14 protein-coding genes are annotated in these 19,781 nt (G+C 68.7%); 12 read left to right on the forward strand and 2 right to left on the reverse strand.

Annotated features, from left to right (window positions below):
• Positions 1 to 66: 66 nt before the first annotated feature.
• The 4 genes from NMD1_RS02835 (at position 67) to NMD1_RS02850 (ending at position 5,842) form a co-directional block, all read left to right on the forward strand.
• Complete coding sequence (locus NMD1_RS02835; RefSeq protein ID WP_233497310.1) at positions 67 to 666, forward strand: RNA polymerase sigma factor; 600 nt, start codon at positions 67 to 69, stop codon at positions 664 to 666.
• Positions 632 to 1,636 (forward strand): FecR family protein, encoded by a 1,005-nt coding sequence (locus tag NMD1_RS02840; RefSeq protein ID WP_125953539.1) that lies wholly within the window; start codon positions 632 to 634, stop codon positions 1,634 to 1,636. The genes NMD1_RS02835 and NMD1_RS02840 overlap by 35 nt, the downstream gene beginning before the upstream one ends.
• 157 nt (positions 1,637 to 1,793) lie before the next feature.
• Positions 1,794 to 4,574, forward strand: coding sequence for a TonB-dependent receptor (locus NMD1_RS02845; protein WP_125953540.1), 2,781 nt, complete (start codon positions 1,794 to 1,796; stop codon positions 4,572 to 4,574).
• An 8-nt stretch (positions 4,575 to 4,582) separates the two neighbouring features.
• The gene (locus NMD1_RS02850) at positions 4,583 to 5,842 is read left to right on the forward strand and encodes a histidine-type phosphatase (RefSeq protein ID WP_233497311.1); all 1,260 of its coding nucleotides are present in this window, start codon (positions 4,583 to 4,585) and stop codon (positions 5,840 to 5,842) included.
• 52 nt (positions 5,843 to 5,894) lie between these two features.
• On the opposite strand, the gene NMD1_RS02855 is transcribed toward NMD1_RS02850, so the two are convergent.
• A complete protein-coding gene (locus NMD1_RS02855; protein ID WP_125953541.1) occupies positions 5,895 to 6,668 on the reverse strand; it encodes an SDR family oxidoreductase in 774 nt (257 codons plus the stop codon).
• A gap of 112 nt (positions 6,669 to 6,780) precedes the next feature.
• On the opposite strand from NMD1_RS02855, the gene NMD1_RS02860 reads away from it, so the two are divergent.
• From NMD1_RS02860 to NMD1_RS02895, 8 genes are all read left to right on the forward strand, one after another.
• Positions 6,781 to 7,686 carry a LysR family transcriptional regulator gene (locus NMD1_RS02860; RefSeq protein WP_125953542.1) on the forward strand — a complete coding sequence of 302 codons (906 nt, stop codon included), beginning with the start codon at positions 6,781 to 6,783 and terminating at the stop codon, positions 7,684 to 7,686.
• Between the two features lie 78 nt (positions 7,687 to 7,764).
• Positions 7,765 to 8,448, forward strand: a complete 684-nt coding sequence (locus NMD1_RS02865; protein ID WP_125953543.1) for a response regulator transcription factor — start codon at positions 7,765 to 7,767, stop codon at positions 8,446 to 8,448.
• Entirely contained in the window at positions 8,445 to 9,815 is a 1,371-nt protein-coding gene (locus tag NMD1_RS02870; RefSeq protein ID WP_233497312.1) for a HAMP domain-containing sensor histidine kinase, read from the forward strand. The genes NMD1_RS02865 and NMD1_RS02870 overlap by 4 nt, the downstream gene beginning before the upstream one ends.
• A 142-nt stretch (positions 9,816 to 9,957) precedes the next feature.
• Positions 9,958 to 10,659 (forward strand): phosphatase PAP2 family protein, encoded by a 702-nt coding sequence (locus NMD1_RS02875; RefSeq protein WP_125953544.1) that lies wholly within the window; start codon positions 9,958 to 9,960, stop codon positions 10,657 to 10,659.
• A 44-nt stretch (positions 10,660 to 10,703) separates the two neighbouring features.
• Positions 10,704 to 13,127, forward strand: coding sequence for a TonB-dependent receptor (locus NMD1_RS02880; protein ID WP_125953545.1), 2,424 nt, complete (start codon positions 10,704 to 10,706; stop codon positions 13,125 to 13,127).
• A gap of 144 nt (positions 13,128 to 13,271) precedes the next feature.
• Positions 13,272 to 14,693, forward strand: a complete 1,422-nt coding sequence (locus NMD1_RS02885) for a TolC family protein (protein ID WP_125953546.1) — start codon at positions 13,272 to 13,274, stop codon at positions 14,691 to 14,693.
• Between the two features lie 2 nt (positions 14,694 to 14,695).
• Positions 14,696 to 15,691 (forward strand): hypothetical protein, encoded by a 996-nt coding sequence (locus tag NMD1_RS02890; protein WP_125953547.1) that lies wholly within the window; start codon positions 14,696 to 14,698, stop codon positions 15,689 to 15,691.
• Positions 15,692 to 15,693: 2 nt separating this feature from the next.
• Positions 15,694 to 18,783 carry an efflux RND transporter permease subunit gene (locus NMD1_RS02895; RefSeq protein WP_125953548.1) on the forward strand — a complete coding sequence of 1,030 codons (3,090 nt, stop codon included), beginning with the start codon at positions 15,694 to 15,696 and terminating at the stop codon, positions 18,781 to 18,783.
• Here the strand turns inward: NMD1_RS02895 and NMD1_RS02900 are convergent, their stop codons facing one another.
• Entirely contained in the window at positions 18,784 to 19,776 is a 993-nt protein-coding gene (locus tag NMD1_RS02900; RefSeq protein ID WP_125953549.1) for a DUF2891 domain-containing protein, read from the reverse strand.
• Between the last annotated feature and the right edge of the window lie 5 nt (positions 19,777 to 19,781).

Below are 19,781 nucleotides of genomic sequence, written 5' to 3' on the forward strand. Positions count from 1 at the left end.
GGCCGGCCGCTGTCATGAAGATTTCGCAAATGCAACATAGCGCGGTGATCCGGAAAAGATCGCACCGTGCCAGCAGCTCCGTCTCACATCATCCGCTGGGTGGCCCTCTACGTGGTGCCGCAGGAACAGCACATCCGCGCCGCCCTGCGCCGCGCGGGGGTGTGCGATGCCGACGCGGACGATCTGGTGCAGGATGCCTATTGCCGGTTCGCGGCCATGCGCAGCGTCGACCATATCGACCGGCCCGGCGCCTATTTCATGCAGATCGTCAAGAACCTGCGGCGCGACCGGCTGCGGCGCGAAAGGATCATCCGGTTCGAGGACGTTACGGAAAATGCCAACCTGTTCGTCGAGCATGAAGCGGTTGGCGTCGAAGCGACGGTCGCGGCGCGCGAGCAGCTCCGGTTGGTGGGCCGGCTGCTGGCGGACCTGCCCGACCGGTGCCGGACGATCTTCACGCTGAAACGGATGGAAGGGTTATCCCAAAGGGAAATCGCGAAACGGCTTGGCGTGAGCGAAAGCGTGGTGGAAAACGACGTGCAGAAAGCGCTGCGCACGATCCAGCGGGCTTTGCGGACAGACCCCGGATGCGGCCCCGGCGACAGCCCGCCCGAGAAGGATTTTACGGACGTTGACGAGCGGCGGAAATTCGAGGTTTACGGTTGAAGACGAGGCTGCCTTCTGGGCGGCCCGGATCGATGCTGCGCCGTCCGATGCCCATCCCGGACTGGACGAATGGCTGAACGCCGATCCGGCGCGGGCCGGCGCGCTCCTGCGTGCGCAGGCCGCGCTGGTGATGCTGGGCGGGGGGCTGCCCGAAGCCACGATCACACCACCGGAAACGGCAGAGCCGGCCGGCGCTGCCGAAGGCGCCGGGCGCAAGTACAGGGTGCCGCGCGGCGCGGTCTGGCGCTGGGTTGCGGGAGGCGCGGTGCTGGCCGCCTCGCTCGCCGCGCTGGCCTTGCTCAACCTGCCGCGTGCCGAAACCTTCGAGGCGGATCATGGCGAAGTGCGCGCGCTGGCCTTGCGCGACGGATCGGCGGTATCGGTCGATGCCGGCAGCCGCGTGGATGTGCGCATCGAGGATGACGCGCGCGTCACCCGTCTGGTGCGCGGCAAGGCGCTGTTCCATGTCGCGCACGATCCTGGCAAGCCGTTCCGCGTGATCGTGGGCGACGTGACCATCACCGATATCGGTACGGTCTTCCAGGTGACCGACGATGCCGAGGCCGGCTTCGTCGACGTGCTGGTGAGCGAAGGCGCGGTGGACGTGGAAGCGGGCGGCACGCGCACGCGGCTGGTCGCCGGGAACCGCGCCCGCTTTCCCCGCGCCGCCGGTGCGGCGTCCGCTCCCCCGATCCAGCCTGTATCCGCCGCCGCGATCGACCGCGCGCTCGGCTGGACCAGCGGGCGGCTCGAACTCGATGGCGAACCGATCGGCGAGGCGGTGGCGGAAATGAACCGGCACAACCATCTGCAAGTCCAGCTGGCCGATCCGGCCCGGCTGGCAGGCGAACCGCTCTATGGCGCGTTCCGGATGAACGATCCGATCGGCTTCGCCCGTGCCGTAGCCGTCAGCGTGGATGGCACCGCCACCGTCGGCGAGGACAGCATCGTCATTTCCGCCCGCAAATAGCACGCCTGCCGGAATGGGGGCCGAAATGGGGGCCGGATCGGGAATGGACGCCGAAACAATCGGATATCAAAAAAGCGCTTCCGCCGGATAAGGAAATGCCGCGCTGCCCCGTCAGAACCCCGAACCCGCCTTTCCGGGCGTTCATGGGGGTCTTTCAATGCTGCCGAAGTTTCGTCAGGTTTCCGCCGTCGCGTTCGTCGCGGCCGGCCTCGTCTCGTTTCCCGCGCTGGCTCAGGCGCTCACCTTCGATGTGCCCGCGCAGGATGTGGGCAGCGCTGTCCGCCAGATCGCGCGGCAGGCCAACGTGCAGATCGTGGTGTCGGGCAGCGTGGCGCGCGGCCGCCACACCCATGCGATCACGGGGCGGATGACCGTGGACCAGGCGCTGGCGCACATGCTGGCCGATACCGGGCTGACCGCGCGCAGCACGGGAGAAGGCATCTACGTGATCGTGGCCGGCCGCTATGGCGAGGCGGCGCCGGCGGTGCCGGGGGAGCCCGGCGCGGGCGATAGCAGCCCGCAGCCCGAAATCATCGTCACCGGCGTGCGCGCGGCGCAGCGCGAGGCTGCCGCCGAAAAGCAGGCGGCAACCAACACCATCGAAACGCTCCACGCCAACGACGTGGGCAAGCTGCCCGACCAGAACGTGGCCGAAGCGATCAAGCGGCTGCCCGGCCTGTCCGTCGCCAACGACCAGGGCGAAGGCCGCTACGCGATCATCCGCGGCATCGATCCCGGCCTGCTCAACGTCACGCTCAACGGCCAGACGCTGCCCGCGCCCGAACCGGACGGCCGCCAGGTCAAGCTGGACGATCTGCCCTCGGCGATGATCCAGTCGGTCGCGGTCACCAAATCGCTGCTGGCGAGCCAGGACGCCAACGCCATCGCCGGCGAAGTGGCGATCCGCACGCGCACCGGTTTCGACAGCAAGAAGCCGTTCTTCCTTGATGGGCGCGCCTCGGTCGGCCGTTACGATCTCAACGGCAAGTCGCCCTATGAAATCGACGGCACCGTGGGCGGCCGCTTCGGCGCGGGCCAACAGTTCGGCGCGATCGTGTCGGTCAACTATTCGCGCCGCCCGATCGAAAGCGAGAACTTCCAGGGCTCGACCAACTACAACGCCGCGGGCGTGCCCGATGGCAACGGCCTGCGCGATTACAACCTCACCCGCACGCGGCTGGGCGTCGTGGGCAACTTCGACTGGCGGCCGAGCAGCGACGTGAAGCTCTACCTCAAGACGAGCTATTCGAAGTTCGAGGACCATGAGACACGCGACCAGAACCGTCTGGCCGTCACCGCCTATACCCCCGCGCTGAAAGGCACCGGCACGATCCTGGTGCGGCACCGCGAGGAGAACGACAACACCAAGTCGGCCACGCTGGGCGGCGAGTTTTCCAACCTCGGCGGCGGCACGCTGGAACTGTCGGCCAACTGGACGAAGGCGGTGAAGACCGACCCGATCCGCAGCGAATTCACCTTCACCACCAAGAAGGGCGCGCTCACGCTCACCTACGACCCGTCGACCGAACCCTATACACTGGTGCCGACGACGGCGGCCTTCACCGATCCTTCGCTGACCTTCAGCAAAGTCAACTTCGAGACCCGCCACGCCTACGAGGAACTCTGGCAGGGCCGCGCCGACTATACGCACCCGCTGGCGCTCGGCGACGATTCCTCGATCAAGGTCGGGTTCAAGGTGCTCGACCGGCACAAGGCGGACAACCGCGACCGCACCAACTACACCGCCGGCGCCACGGCGTGGACCATCGCGAATGTCGCCGCCACTGGCGACACCAGCTTCTATGGCAACCAGTTCACGTTCGGCAACCGCATCGATTACGACGCGGCGCGGGCCTATTTCCTCGCCAATCCGGCGGTGGGCAAAGTCGATACGGCCGGCTCGCTCTCCGCAACGCTCGCTTCGGACTACGACGTGCGCGAACAGATCATCGCCGGCTATGCCATGGCCACGTTGCGCATCGGCGCGCTGACGCTGGTGCCGGGCGTGCGCGTGGAACACACCCGTGACAGGACCAAGGCCAAGATCGTCAACGCGGCCTCGACGCTGAACGACGGGTTCAACAGCTTTGGGGCGAAGAGCTTCACCGATGCCTTCCCCGGCCTGAACGTGCGCATCGATGCCGCGCGCAACCTGGTGCTGCGCGGGGCGGTGACCACGTCGATCGGGCGGCCCAACTACAGCACCCTGGCGCCGTTCGTCAGCGTCGATACCTCGAACCCGGCCCTCGCCGCGATCGTGCTCGGCAACCCCGATCTCAAGCCCTACCGGGCGCGCAATTACGATCTCTCGATCGAATACTACCCCGCGGCAGGCGCGATCTTCTCGGCCGGCTTCTTCCACAAGGACATCGACAACCCGATCTATTCGGCCTTCCGCCAGGGCACCAACATCACCGCCGGCGGCGTGACGTATGCAGCAGCAACGGTGACCCAGCCAGTCAACACCGATCGCGAGACCGTGAGCGGTGTGGAATTCAACCTCCAGACGCAGTTCACCAGCCTGCCCGGCTTCCTCGGCGGCTTCGGCGTTTCGGCCAACTACACCCACGTCTGGGGCCACGCCACGGCCAACGCCATCCGCCCCGGCGCCATCCCGCTCGGGTACCAGTCGCGCGACCTCGGCAACGTGCAGCTGTTCTTCGAAAAGTACGGCCTGTCGGCGCGGCTCGCCTTCAACTACCGCTCGGCCTATCTCGATACGCTGGGCGGCACCGCCACCACCGACCAGTACACCGATGCCAACGGCCAGCTCGATCTGCACGTCAGCTATCAGGTCGTGCCGCAGGTGACCGTGTTCGGCGATGCGATCAACCTTACCGACGCGCCCTGGCGCCGCTATATCGGCAGCAAGCCCTACCTCGTTGAGCGCGAACACTATGGTGCGCAACTGCGCGGTGGCGTGCAGGTCCACTTCTGATGAGGCGCATGATGGCCGTGAAGCGCATGGTTCTGGCGATGGGGGCGGGAGCGGCCCTTGCCCTCGCGTTGGCCCCGATGGCCGAGGCAGCCCCGCGCCGGAGCGCGCACCGCCCGCCCGCCGCCGCGCCGCTGGTCTTGGACCGGGTGGTGCTGGTGATGCGCCACGGCGTGCGTCCGCCGACCAAGGCGCCGGCGATGCCCGCCGATGTCACGCCCGAACGCTGGCCCGACTGGCCGGTCCAGCCGGGCTGGCTGACCCCGCATGGCGCGCTGGCCGTCTCGCGCCTCGGCACGTGGGACGGGGCGCGGCTTCGCGCCGACGGCCTGATCCCCGCGCGCGGGTGTCCGCAAAGTGCAACGATCCGCATCGTCGCGGACAGCGACCAGCGCACGATCGCCACGGCGCAAAGCTGGAGCGCGGCGCTGGCGCCGGGATGCGGCGTGCCGATCGACCACAAGCCACAGGATGAACCCGATTCCCGCTTCGGCGCGATCGAAGCCGGCCTTTCGCCCTACGATTCCGCGCTTGCGGACGCCGCTGTGCGGGCCGCGGCCGCACCCGACGGCGTGGGTGCGATCGCGGCCGCGCACCGCCCGCTGCTGGCCCGCCTGGACGCGATCCTGTGCGGCGCACACCGGACGGGATGCGGCGTGGCCGGGCAGCCCACCGCACTGGTGCCCGCCAAGGCTAATGGACGCCCCAAGCTGTCCGGCGCGCTCGACCGGGCATCGACGGCGGCGCAGATCCTGCTGCTCGAATATGCCGAAGGCAAGCCGCTTGCCCAAGTGGGATGGGGCCGTGCCAGCGCGGCCGACATCGGCCGTCTCTCGGCGTTTCACGCGCTCGAATTCCGGCTGCTGGCCCGCCCCCGCTATGTCGCCTCGGCGAACTTCGCCGGGCTGGCGCCGATCGTGCGCGAAGGGCTGACCGGCGAAACCCGCGTCACGATGATTTCGGGGCATGATACCAACGTCGCCAATCTCGGCGGGCTGCTGGACGTCCACTGGCAGGTGCCCGGGCTTGCCGCCGACGATCCCTCGCCCGGCGGCGCGCTGGTGCTGGAACGGTTGCGCGCGGCGGATGGCGCGCTGTTCGTGCGGGTGCGCTATCGCACGCAATCGCTTTCCCAGATCCGCAGCGCCGCGGCCCTGACGGCCGCCTCGCCCCCGTCCGCATCGGTCCTGCCGATCGCGGGCTGCGAAGCGCGCGGGATCAAGGGCTTGTGCCCGCTCGATCAGTTCCTGAACCGGATCGAGGGACAATAGGGGATCGGTTCGCAAGCCGGGCGCACCAGGCCCGGCGTGCGAACCGGTGGCGCTACTTGGTGGTGTAGCCCCCGTTCACCAGGATCGTCTGCCCCGTCATCCACCAGCCTTCCGAAACGAGGAAGCGGATGTGCGGTACGATGTCGCGGATGTCGGTGAGGCCGGTGTCGGTGAACGGCGAAAGCGCCGCCGCGCTCTTGTGATAGGCCTGCGCATCGGCGCTTTCCTGGCCGTAGAAGAACGGCGTGTCCATCGGGCCGGGGCCGACCGCGTTCACCGAAATGCCGCGTTCGCCGAATTCCTTGGCTGCCGCGCGGGTGAAGTGTTCGACCGGCGCCTTGGTGCCCGCGTAAGTCGAATAGAACGGCGTGAACGCGCCCAGCAGCGAGGTAACCAGCGTGACGATCTTGCCGTGATCGTTGAGCGTGCGGCCCGCCTCCTTGATGAAGAAGAACGCGGACTTGGCGTTGATCGCGCTCATCGCGTCGTATTCCGCCTCGCTGATGTCCAACACCGGCTTCTTGAGCACCTTGCCGACCGTGTTGATCGCGATGTCGGGTCGGCCGAACGCCGCGACGGCGTCCGCGAACAGCTTTTCGACCGCGCCCGCCGTGGTAAGATCGGCCTGGATGGCCAGCGCTTGCGCACCGGCCGCCTCAATAGCGGCCACGGTTTCTCGCGCGGCCTCGGCGGTCGCCGCGCTGTTGTAATGGACAACGATCGCCCGCGCGCCCTGCGCGGCAAGATCACGGGCAATAAGGCCACCCAGGTTCTTGCCGCCGCCGGCGATGATGGCCGTTTTACCCTTGATCGAATGGTCCGTCATACTGGTCTCCCACGTCAAATGTGCTCATGCGTGATGCATGTCGCGGTGATACTTGCGGAAATTGCAGGATAAAGCTTGTAATCCTGGCATTATTGGCCAGAATTGACGAACAATGGATCGCGTCGATCTCTTCCGTATCTTTACGCGCGTGGCCGAGGCCGGCAGTTTCACGCACGCCGCGCACACGCTCGGCCTGCCACGCTCCTCGGTGTCGGCGGCCGTTCAGGAGCTGGAGGCCCGGCTTGGCACGCGCCTGCTCAACCGGACGACACGGCGCGTCGCGCTGACCGCCGATGGCGAAGCGCTCTACACCCGCGCGCAGAACCTGCTCGCCGATTTCGAGGAGACCGAGGGGCTGTTCCGCCAGTCCGGCGCAACGCCATCCGGGCGCCTCCGCATCGATCTTCCGGGGCGCGTGGGCCGGCTGATCGTAGCGCCGGCCCTTCCCGAATTTCTGGCTGCCTATCCGAACATCGACATCGAACTCGGCGTGCGCGACCGCGCGGTGGACCTGGTGGAGGACGGCATCGATTGCGCGCTGCGCGTGGGGCCGCTCGCCGATTCCGGCCTGATCGCGCGGCGGTTGGGCGAACTGGAACTCATCAACGCCGCCAGCCCCGCCTACCTTGCCGCGCATGGCACGCCTGAAACGCCGGCGGACCTCGACCGGCATCATACCGTGGCCTATGCCTCGCCCACCACCGGGCGGGTGGAGCCGTGGGAGTGGACCGGCAATGGGCAAGTGCTGACCCATTCCCTGCGCGCCCGGCTCACCGTGAACAGTGCCGAAGCGCTGATCGCCGGCGCACTGGCCGGTCTCGGGCTGATCCAGATTCCCGCATACGACGTGGCGGACCATATCGCCGAAGGAGCGCTGGTTGAGGTCATGCCAGAGCATCGGGCCGAACCGTTGCCAGTCTCTCTGGTCTATCCGCACCGCCGTCAGCTTTCGCACCGGCTGCAGGCCTTCCTCGGCTGGCTGGTGCCCGTTCTGGAACAGGGGCTGCAACTGCGCTGACGCGCACGGGATTTCGCCGCTCCGTCTCACAACAGTCACATCTCCATCGCAAAAGCCTTCCGGACATAGGAGGCGGCCGTGCGTGTGCTCGTAGTGGAAGACGATGCGGTAATTGCCGATCACATCACGGCCTGCCTGGGCACGCTGGGCTACCGACCCGAACGCGTCGCCTCTGGCGAGGACGCGCTCGCGGCGGTCGAGCGCCAACGCTTTTCGGGCATGGTTCTCGACCGGTTGCTGCCGGGCATGAGCGGCATCGAGGTGCTGGCGCGGATGCGCGCCGAACGCAGGCTGCCCCCGGTCGTCATGCTCAGCGCTTTGGGCACCGTGAAGGACCGCATCGAGGGCCTCGCCGCCGGCGCCGACGACTATCTGGCCAAGCCGTTCGACATGGACGAACTGGTGGCCCGCCTCAACGCGGTGACTCGCCGCGCCGCGCCGGTGCCTCCTCCCGACGCGGGACTGGCGGTTGGCAGGCTGAAGCTGGACCCCAGCAGCCATTCGGTGCTGTTCCTTGACCGCACCATCGAACTCAACCGCAAGCAGTTTTCGCTTCTAGCCCACCTGATGCGCTGCGCCGACCGGCTGGTGACGCGGGGCATGCTGCTCGAAAGCGTGTGGGGCTATGCCTTCACGCCCACCACCAACATCGTGGAAAGCAACATGAGCCGGCTGCGCGCCCGGCTGGAGGAGCTGGGCTGCGACCCGATCGACACGCTGCGCGGCTCGGGATACGTGCTGCGTTCGGAACGGTGCCGGTGACCGCGTCGGCCGCCCGGCGCGCACCCGGACCGGGAAGGCTCGCCATCCAGTTCGGCGTGGCGTTCGCACTGGCCATGCTCGCCATGGGCGTGATCGTATTCCTGGTGGCGGAGGAACGGATCGCCCAGCGCATCGACGATGCCTTGCAAGTTCACGTCACCAAGTTCCTGCGCCCCGTTGCCACGGGGCCGGCATCGGATGCCGATGTCATCGCCCGCATCCAGGAATGGCAGCGGCGCAAGATGCTGAGCGAAAGGACCTACCTGTTCTACGATGCCACCGGCCGGCTCGTGGCGGGAAGGCTGGACCTGGCCGCGCCGCAACCGGGCTATTCGGACGTCACCTTCATGGGCGGCGGAAGGAAACCGCAGAAAGGGCGCGCGCTCGCCACCCGCCGGCCCGATGGCAGCCTGTTCGTGGTAGTGCAGCACAGCGAGGCCGCCGCGAGCCTGCGCGCCCTGCTGCCTTCGGTGGTCGCCGCGATCTTCGTTTCCGCCCTGCTGGTGGGGCTTGCCGCCACGATCCTGTTCGCGCGCCTGACCGCCCGGCGTCTGGCGGAAACGCAGGCGGCGGCCGACGCCATCGCACAGGGCGACCTGACCCGCCGCATCCCGTCCGACCGGCTCGACGGGATGTTCGCGGTGCAGGCGGAAAGCCTCAACCGGATGCTCGACCGGATGGAGGACATGGTCAATGCGCAGCGCCAGTTCTCCAGCCATCTCGCGCATGACCTGCGCACGCCGCTGACGCGCCTGCGCGGGTTGCTCACGGCGGAAACGGCGGAGGCCGACCGGGTGCGCCTGCTCGAACGCGCCGAACGCGAATGCGCCTCGATCATCACCATCTTCGATGCCCTGCTGCGGCTGGCCGAAATCGAGACCGGGCGTCACCCTTCGGCCGTGCGCGACCTGCCGTTGCGCGCCATGCTGGAAGACATCGCCGAAACGATGGAGCCGGTCATCGCCGATGCCGGCTGCGCGCTGGAACTCGGCCGGCTCGAACCGGTGCGCGTGCGCGGGGACGCGGACCTTTTCAACCAGATGATCGTCAACCTGCTGGAAAACGTGGTTACGCACACCCCCGCCGGGACGCGCGCAACACTGTCGCTGGAACAGGCCGGCGAATCCGCCCTGATCGCGATCGATGATGACGGGCCAGGCCTGGCCGAAGGCGAGCGCGATCGCGTGCTGCTGCCGTTCGAGCGGGGCAAGGGGTCCGGGCTGCGCCGAGGCAGCGGACTGGGCCTTGCGATCACGCGCGCGATCGTGCGGTTCCATCAGGGTTCGCTGGAGCTGGCCGACAACGCGCCCGGCCTCAAGGTCCGCATCCGGCTGCCCGCCCTGCCTGACGCGGTCCCGGCCGCCTGAACGCTACATTCTAAATTTGCAATGTTGACGGTTTTGTGGCGCGCGACTCGCAGCCTGTCACCTTTCCGTCATGGACCCCGCCTAGCGCCCCTCTCGTGGCCCGCGGTTCGATCCGGACCGGGGCGCGACGAGGGAACATCCAATGCCGGCCACCAGGCGCGTTCTGGCTGCTTTCGCAGCCTGCCTTCTTGCACCCTGCGCTCCCGCGATCGCGCAGCCGGAGGCGGCGCATTACATCGACCCGTCGGCCTTCGTACCCGAACGCCTGCTGCCCCCGCCCCCCGTGGCCGGATCGGCGCGCGAGAAGCGCGAACTGGACGAGGTGCGCCGGATCGTCGCGGCGGCCAGCCCCGCGCGGCTCGACCAGGCCCGCTGGGACGGCGCGCACGAGGATGCTTCCGCCTATAACGCGGTGGTCGGTCGCGATCTGACGACACTGCCGCAAACGGCCGCCCTGCTCTCCATCGTAACCGAGGAAACCGAAGGCGTGGTGGTCGTGGCCAAGGACCACTTTGCCCGCCTGCGCCCCTACGGCGCCGATCCGGCCCTGCCCCATTGCGGCAAGAAGGACGCGACGGCAGCGCCGCGTTCCTATCCCAGCGGGCACGCCAGCATCGGCTATGCACTGGCCTGGACGCTGGTCCGCCTGCTGCCGGACCGCGCCCCGGCTATCCTCGCCCGCGCGGATGACTACGCGATGAGCCGCGCCGTCTGCGGCGTCCACTACCTGTCCGATCTCGAGGCCGGCCACGTGGTCGGCACGCTCGTAGCCGAACGTCTTCTGGCGGACCCCCGCCTTGCCGCGCGCATTGCCGCCGCGCGCACCGAACTTTCCGCACACTGACCGCCTGAGCGGCCGTTCCTTTTCTTCCGAACCATGAGGGCATCATGACCAAGACCTACCACCGCGCCGCGCTTCTGGCCGCGACGAGCCTGCTGGCCGCCACGCTGCCTGCCGCAGCCCGTGCCGCCGAAACCCCGGCTGAAAACGCCGCTGCCGACGCCTCGTTCGCCAGCGCAGCAGAGGGCGAGCAATCGACCAGCGCCAACCAGGCCGGGCAGGCCAACGACCGCCAGTCGCTGACCTCCTCCGACATCATCGTGATCGGTTCGAAAGCCGCCGAAGCCGCGCAGATCACCGCGTCGCTGACCACCACGCAGCCGCAGGCGGCGGTGGGCCGCGAATACATCGACAGCACCGTTTCACCCACAGCGGACTTCAATCAGTTGATCGCGATCACCCCCAGCGTATCGATCAGCGGCAGCAGCAACGGCGCCGGCTTCAGCGAGACCAAGGCGACGATCCGCGGCTTCCAGGATGGCGACTACAACGTCACCTATGACTCGATCCCGTTTGCCGACACCAACAACCCCACCCACCATTCGACCGCGTTCTTCCCCTCGACCACGATCGAGACGGTGGTGGTCGATCGCGGCCCCGGCAACGCCAGTCAGCTCGGCCAGGCGACCTACGGCGGCAACATCAACATGTATTCGCGCGCGGTGAAGGACCAGATGGGCGGGCAGGTCGAAGGCCTGATCGGCAACTGGAACACCTTCATCGGCCGCGCCGAGTTCCAGTCGGGCGCGATCGACAAGCTGGGTGGCGCCAAGTTCATGCTGGGCGGCCAGTATCTCCAGTCCGACGGCGCGCTGACCTATTCGCCGGTCAATTCGAAGAACCTGTTCGCCAAGGCGGTGGTGCCGATCGGGTCCTCGAACACGCTGACGCTGATGTCGACGTGGAACCGCAACTTCTACTACCAGTCCGACGTGCTGAAGGGCGCGACCTGTGGCACCGGCGGCACCGCATTGCCGGCTGGAACCCAGCTTACCGCCGACAACTGCACGGCCGCCTCGCAGATCGGCCAATTTGGCCGGAACTATGGCCTCGGCAACGATCCGACCAAGCAGGACTACTGGAAGTACAACCGTACCGACAAGACCACGGACTTCTCGTACATCCGCCTGCAAAGCACTCTGGGCAGCGGCTTCTCGATGGACAACCGTGCCTACATGTACGGGTACACCAACAACACGCTCTCGGGGAACACCGGCAGCGTCATCACCGGCTTCTCGGGCGCGGGCACGGCCGCCTCGCCCTACAAGGCGGTGACCGCGCCCTCCGCCGCGACCGATATTCTCGGCTACGACAAGCTCAACAAGTATCGCGTGCTGGGTTACATCGGCCAGATCAACTACGACTTCTCGATGGGCAAGATCCGCCTTGGCGGCTGGTTCGAGCACGCTGCCACCGATCGCCATCTGCTCGATCTGGACCGGACCACTGGCCTGCCGAGCTATAACGAGAAGTTCGCCGACGGCACCGCCGCCAAGGCCAGCCTGCCGCCGATCTCGATCGCCAACGTCGGCTATCTGCAGCATTCCGACTGGAACCAGTACCAGCTGTTCGGCGAGTTCGAGTTCCGCCCGTTCGAGGCGCTGGCGATCACGCCGGGCGTGAAGTACGTCCACTTCAACCGCTCGATCACGGCAAGCGTCAACCAGAAGTCGCGCACCCCGATCGATACCTCGGCGACCTGGACCAAGGTGCTGCCCTTCGCCACGGTCAACTGGATGGTGCGTCCGAACTGGTCGTTCTATGGCCAGTACGCGCAGGGCATGTACGTGCCCGACCTGTCCAGCTTCTACACCGCGTCCGACAGCGCGACCAACCAGGCGATCCAGCAGCAGAACCTGGCCGCGCTGAAGCCGCAGACCTCCACCAACTACCAGGTCGGCACCGTCTGGCACGGCGAGAAGGTTTCGATCGACGTCGACGGCTATATCATCGACGTGAACAACAAGATCGCCAGCGACACGTCCGTCGGCGCGCCGACCAACGCGCTCGTGAACATCGGGCAGGTCCGCTACAAGGGCGTGGAAGGCCAGGTCAGCGTGATGCCGGTGCGCGGGCTGACGCTGTTCGCCAACGGATCGTACAACTACGCGCACAGCGTGACCACCGGCGCGCAGGTGGCCAAGGCGCCGTTCTCGACGGCCGCCGCCGGCTTCTTCTACAACCACAACGGCCTGCGGGTTTCTTTCACGCAGAAGTACACTGGCCCGCAATACGCTAGCGAATACAGCGGCACGGGGCCACGCAACTACCGCATCAAGCCCTATAGCGTCGGCGATTTCGCGATCAGCCAGGAAATCGGCTCGCGCTTCCGCATCGGCGTGAACGTTTCCAACGTGTTCAACAACCGCGCGATCACGGCAATCTCCAACGGCAAGACCTATGGCGTGGACGATCAGTTCAACTTCCTGCCGCCGCGCTCGTTCCTGCTTGATGTGCGCGTGAAGTACTAACGGCGCGCGCCGCTTGTGGCGGTGGCCGGTATCCTCACGCCGGTCACCGCCGTCCCCTTTCATTAAACTCCTGTCATCATTGTGTTCTGGCCTTTTCCGCATTCGACGGCCCGGTTACGCTTTCAGGTATTGGGGGACGGGCACATGGGACGCGATCGTCAGGCCGGGTGCCGGCTCCATCGCCGGGCGCTGCCGCTGTTGCTGGCGGGGATAGGCGGCTGCACGCATGTCGCACCCGCGCCTGTCCATCTCGAGGCGCGCATCGCCGGCCAGACCGCGCGCACGTTCGACGCGGCGGCGGCGGAGCACAACGCGGCGTGGCTCGCGCCCGGCGCGCAAGCCGGCCGTATCGATCGCCTCACGCTGTTCGCGGCGCTGCTTGCCTCCGATCCGCGTGTGGCCGAGGCGCGCGCGGCGCTGGAAACCGCGCGGCGCGATGCGCGCAGCGCGCGCAAGGTGGGATCGCCCACGCTCACGCTCAGCAGCGAATACGCCAACGACCCGTCGACGTCCTCGCCATGGCTGCTGGGCGGCGGGGTGGACCTGCCGCTGGACATCGGCGGCCGGCGCGGCGCGCGGCTGGCGCGGGCGGACCTTGGCGTGATTGCGGCGCGCTACGATCTGGCCGAGGTGGCCTGGGCCGATCGCATGGCGCTGATCCGCGCGCTGACGGATCACCTGATTGCGCGCCGGCAGGCGGAACTCGGCGCGGCCATCGTTGCCATGCGTGACCGGCAATTGGCGGTGCTGGAACAGCGCGTGGCGCGTGGCGAGACGGCCGGGCTGGACCTGTTTCCCTATCGTGCACAGCGCGCGCAGGCGGCGCGGGCGCTGGAAGACGCGCAGCGGCGCGCGCAACAGGCGCGCATCGCGATGGCGGGCGTGCTGGGCCTGCCCGCAACCGCGCTCGACGGCCTTGATGTCGCATGGGATGGTTTCGACGCCGCGCCCGCCGATACGCCCGCGTTGTCTCCATCCGCCATGGCCCGTGCCGTGGCCGGCCGCGCCGACGTGCTCAAGGCCATCGTCGCCTACGACCAAGCCGAGGCCGATCTGCGCGGGGAGCTGGCGCGCCAGTATCCCGCCGTCAGCCTGGGGCCGGGCTATACCTGGGAGCGCGGTCTGGTGAAGCTGCCGTTCGCGATCAACCTGACGGTGCCGTCGTTCGATCTCAACCGCGCCGCGATCCGCGCGGCCGAAGCGCGCCGCGCGCAGGCCGGAGCGGCGATCGAAACCGCGCTCGCACAGGCGCAGGCCGCGATCGAAAGCGCGCGGGCGGAACGGGCGGCGGCATCGGCGGCGCTTGATCGGGTCCGTCGCACCGAATTGCCACAGACCGAAGCCGTCGCCCGGCGCGCCGATGCCCAGCTTGCCAAAGGCGCGGTCGGCCGCGCGGACTGGACCGGCGCACAGATCGCGGCGCTGGAAGCGCGCCTGGCTGAAATCGATGCCCTGGCGCGCCTGCGCGCGGCGGACGCCGCGCTGGAAGACGCCCTGCGGCAGCCGCTGGAAGGACCGGAAACGATGATCGACCGCAACCGCCTCGTCACCATGCTGGAGAAGTAACCATGAAGCGGTTGGCCATCGCGGGTCTGGTGCTGGGCGGCATGGGCGCGGGCGTGCTCGGCACCCTGCTCGCGGTTTCGCGCATGGACGCGGATACCGAGACGGGAGATTCCGACCCGCCCGTATCGACTGCTGGCGCGGGGCTGCATCTGGACGCCGGGGCGCAGGCGCGCGCCGGGATCCGGCTGGCCGAGCCCGTGCCGGCGACGCAGCGCACGGAAGCGGCCGGCTATGCCCGCGCCATCGACCTCACCGCGCTTTCGGCGATTGCCGCCGAAGTGACCGCCGCGACGGCCGCTGCGGAGGCATCGGGGCGCGAAGCCGCACGGCTGGCCAGCCTCGCCCGCGCCGACCAGGGTGCGTCGCAACGCGATGTGGAAGCGGCCCGTTCGCAGGCCGTGGCCGACCGCGCGCGGCTGGATGCGGCCTGCCAGCGGATCGGGCTGGAATTCGGGGCGGGCCTTGCGCGGCTGGGATGTGGGAGCGTGCCGGGACTGGCGCGCGAAGCAGCGGCGGGCACAGTCGCCGTGCTGCGCATCGATTTCCCCGACGGCATCGTTCCGGCCGGCTCCGCGATAACCGTCGATGCCGGCGACCAGCAAGTTGGCGTCCGGGCGCTCGGCCCCGCCGCGATGGGTGACACGCAGTTGCAGACGGCGGGGACGCTGGCGCTGCTCCGTGGCGCCGCCGTAGCCCGCGCGGGCGTCGGGCGCATCCTGGCGGCGCATCGCACGGACGCCGGCAAGCAGGGCGGATACCTGATCCCGCGCGAAGCATTGGTGCGGGTGGACGGCGCGCTCTGCGCCTATCGCTTGGCAGGTCGCGACGGCTTCGAGCGCGTGCCATTGCAAGGGGCGGTCGCGCGCCGCGAAGGCTGGTTCGTTCCCGCCGCCGCGCTGCGCGCGAACGATCGCATCGTGGTATCGGGAGCCGGCACGCTGCTGGGCCTCGAACACGCCGCCCCGGCCGACGGGCCAGCAGACGGGGGCGACGACTAGCGATGCTATCGTTTATCGTCCGCCAGTCGCTGCGCCACGCCTGGACCGTGCTGGCCCTGGCTCTCGTCCTCCTCGGGCTTGGCGCCGCGCGCATGGCCGGCGCCGCCTATGACGTGTTTCCGGAATTCGTGCCGCCGCAGGCCAGCGTCCAGACCGAGGCGCCGGGCTATACGCCGCGCCAGGTCGAAATGCTGATCACGCGGCCGCTGGAAGCGGTCATCAACGGCGCCAACGGCGTGGAGACGGTCCGTTCGGAATCGATCCAGGGGCTGTCGGTCATCGACGTGACCTTCCACGAAGGCGTCGATCCCTACCGCGCGCGGCAGCAGGTTTCCGAGGCGCTGGCCGATGCCATCCCGCAATTGCCCGCCGGTTCCGACACGCCGCGCATCACCCCGCTCACCTCCTCGACCATGGACCTGCTCAAGATCGGCTTCACCAGCGACCGCCTGAGCCCGATGGCGCTGCGCGATCTTGTCGAATGGACGGTGCGCCCGCGGCTGCTCGCCGCGCCGGGAGTGGCGCGCGCGAACGTGTTCGGCGGCGAACAGCGCCGGATCGAGGTGCGGGCCGATCCCGCGCGCCTGCTGGCCCGCAGCCTGACTTTCGCCGATCTGGCCGGGGCGGTGGACCGCGCGATCCACGTCAACGGCGGCGGCTTTGCCGACACGCCCAGCCAGCGCATCCTGATCGATCCCGGCCCCAGCGCGATGACCGCCCGCCAGATCGCGGACTCCGTGCTCTCCACGGGCAGCGGCGGGACCGTGCGGGTCGGCGATGTCGCGCAAGTGGTCGATGCCGCCGCGCCGCGGCAGGGCGACGCGCTGATCATGGGGCGCCCCGGCGTGCTGATGACGCTATCGAGCCAGTATGGCGCCAACACCTTGCAGACCACGCGCAACCTGGAAGCGGCGCTGGCCGAAGTCACGCCCGCCCTGACCGCCGCCGGCGTCCGCATCCTGCCCGCTATGCACCGCCCGGCGAACTTCATCGAAAGCGCGCTGGGCGGGATCGAGCGCGATCTGGTGATCGGGGCGCTGATGATCGCGCTGGTGCTGATGCTGATCCTGCGCGACTGGCGCGTGACGCTGATCGCGTTCGTTTCGATCCCCCTTTCGCTGCTGGCGGCACTGGTCACGCTCGATGCCATGGGGCAGACGATCAACACGATGACGCTGGGCGGCCTTGCCGTGGCGCTGGGCGTGGTGATCGACGACGCCATCGTCGATATCGAGAACATCGTGCGCCGGCTGCGTGGCGTGCCCGATAGCGCCGACCGGCGCGCGATTATCGAGGCCGCCTCGGTCGAAGTGCGCGCGCCGGTGGTCTACGCCACGTTCGTGCTGGCGCTGACGATGGTTCCGGTGATCCTGCTGACGGGCCTGCAGGGCGCTTTCTTCGCACCGCTGGGGCTCGCGTTCCTGCTGGCAACAATGACGTCGCTGCTCGTCGCGCTGACGGTGACGCCAGCGTTGGCGCTGCTGTTCCTGCACGGGCACGAGCCCCGGCCCGAACCGGCGTTCCTGCACCGCTTCAAGCAGCGGCACGAAGGTCTTGTCGTCCGGCTCATGCAAAGGCCGGCCAGCGCGGCGCTGGCGATTGGCCTGCTCGGCGCGGTCGCGCTGGCCGGCGCGCTTTCGTTCGGGGCCGAACTGCTGCCCTCGTTCCGCGAACGGCACTACGTGCTCCAGGTCAGCGGCCCGGCGGGCGCCTCGTTCGACTGGATGCGCGCGACGGGCGAGCGGATTTCGCGCGGGCTGCTGGCCATTCCCGAAGTGCTGAGCGTGGAGGAGCAGATCGGCCGGGCTGAAGCGGGCGAGGACACCTGGCCCCCGCACCGGGGCGAGTTCCACGTCCGCCTGAAGCCCGACGTCGGCGGGGCGGGAGAGGATCGCGCGCTGGCGCGGATGCGCAAGGTGCTGTCCGATACGCCGGCGCTCCAGAGCGAGGTGACGACGTTCCTGGGCGACCGCATCAGCGAATCGCTTTCGGGCGAGACCGCCGCCGTCTCGATCAGCGTCCACGGCGCCGATCTCGATACGCTCGACCGGGTCGCTGCAGCGATCGCCGCGCAACTGCGCGCCTTGCCGACGGCGGCGGACGTGCGCGTGAAGACCGATCCGGGCACGCCGATGCTGGGAGTCACGCTCGATCCCGCGCGCATGGCGCTGCGCGGCGTGAGCGCGGCCGACGCGGGCGATGCCATCCGCGCCACGTTCGCGGGCCAGCCGGCCGGCGTGGTGGCGCTGCCGGATCGGACGGTCGATGTCGCGGTCACCGTTCCCGAAGACCAGCGCCGCGATCCCGAAGCACTGGGGCAGACGCTGGTGCGCACCGCTAGCGGCGGCGCGGTGCGGCTGGCGGACATCGCCACGATCTCGCTGGGCAGCGAACGCCTGTCGATCGGGCATGAAGGCGGACAACGCCGGCAGGTGGTGACGGCGAACGTGACCGGGGGCGATGTCTCCGGCTTCGTCGCCGCCGCGAAAGCCCGGATCGCCCGCACTGTCCACCTGCCCCCCGGCGTGTTCCTGTCCTGGGCCGGGGCGGCGGAAGGGCAGGCCAAGGCGGCCCATCAGCTGGGCAGCCATGTCCTGTTTACCGCCGTGGCGATGGTGATCCTGCTGGTCGTGGCGTTCGGCGGCGTGCGCCCTGCCCTGCTCATCCTGGCCGGGATGCCGCTGGCGATGGCCGGGGGTGTGCTGGCGGTGGCGCTGACCGGCGGGGTGATCTCGCTCGGATCGCTGGTCGGCTTCATCACCCTGTTCGGCATCTCCGCGCGCAACGCGATCCTGCTGGTCGCGCATGTCGACGAACTCGTTGCCCGCGATGGCCTGCCGTGGACGATGGAGACCGTGCTGCGCGCCACGCGCGAACGGGTGACGCCGATCGTCCTGACCGCGCTGGTCACCGCGTTCGCGCTGGCGCCGCTGGCGTGGGAGAGCGGGCAATCCGGGCGCGAGGTTCAGGGGCCGATGGCGCTTGTCATTCTGGGCGGGCTGGCAACGTCGCTGGTGCTGTCGCTGCTGCTACTGCCGGCGCTGATCTGGCGCTGGCGGTACGGAGTCGCGCAGCCGCCTTCCCCCCGTTAGCTAATCGCCGGCGAGCGCCAGCAGGGCGAACGTCGCCAGCCAGTGCTCACCCATGTAGTCGCCGGCAACGTGCGGCAGGCTGGCGGCGAGATGGTCGTCGATCGTTCGCGCGATCAGCGGCGCCAGCGGATGCGGCGCCAGCGCCGCGCCGATCGCGCGCCAGCACCAGGCCCGGCTGAGATTCAATCCGTCCAGATGCGCGATCTTGCCGTCGCTGCGGTCCGATACCAGCGCGGGCGTGAACAGCGTGCCGGGCTGGCCTTGTTCGGCACGCGGCAGGAACGCGGCGAACCAGACCGCGAAGGCATCGCGGTCGAGCACCCGGCTCATCAGCAGCGCCTCGGCCAGCGCAGGGGAGAGAAACTCGTCCCCGCCCGGTTCCCAGGCCTGGCAATTGCGATCGTCAAGGAACCAGTCGCGCGCGCGGGCCTCGATCCGCGCGCGCAGGGCCGGATCGTGCGCGGCCGCCCAGCGATGCGCCAGCACAAGCGCAAAGCTGATGTTGAAATGCGTGCCCACGCGGATCGGATACGTCAGCTTGGGCAGAAACGCGTGGAAGCGCGCCGCGAAGGCGCGCGCCAGCGGTTCCACGGCGGCGGCCCAAGGGGCTTCGTGCCGCGTCAGTTCGCCATGCAACGCCAGCAGCCATGCCCAGCCATAGGGCCGTTCGAACCCCGCCGCGCCGGGCCGTTCGAGATAGGCCAGTTCGCCCGCGACCTTTTCCGGCACCAGCATGGCATCGGCCCTTGCCCGGACCGCAGCGGCTTCGGGCATTGCGGGATAGAGCCGCGCCAGCCGCATCACCTGCCACCAGCCGTGGACGCAGCTGTGCCAGTCGAAACTGCCGTGGAAGATCGGGTGATGATCGGCCGGGGGCCTGGCGTCCTCCGGCCCGTTCAGGACGAGATCCATCTTGAACGGGTATTGCCGCCCCAGATGGCCCAGCGTGAGCCGGACGAAACCGGCGGCGGTATCCTGCGTCAGCGTGGTCATGCGCC

Source organism: Novosphingobium sp. MD-1 (assembly GCF_001014975.1).
In the GTDB taxonomy this organism is placed as follows: Bacteria; Pseudomonadota; Alphaproteobacteria; order Sphingomonadales; family Sphingomonadaceae; genus Novosphingobium.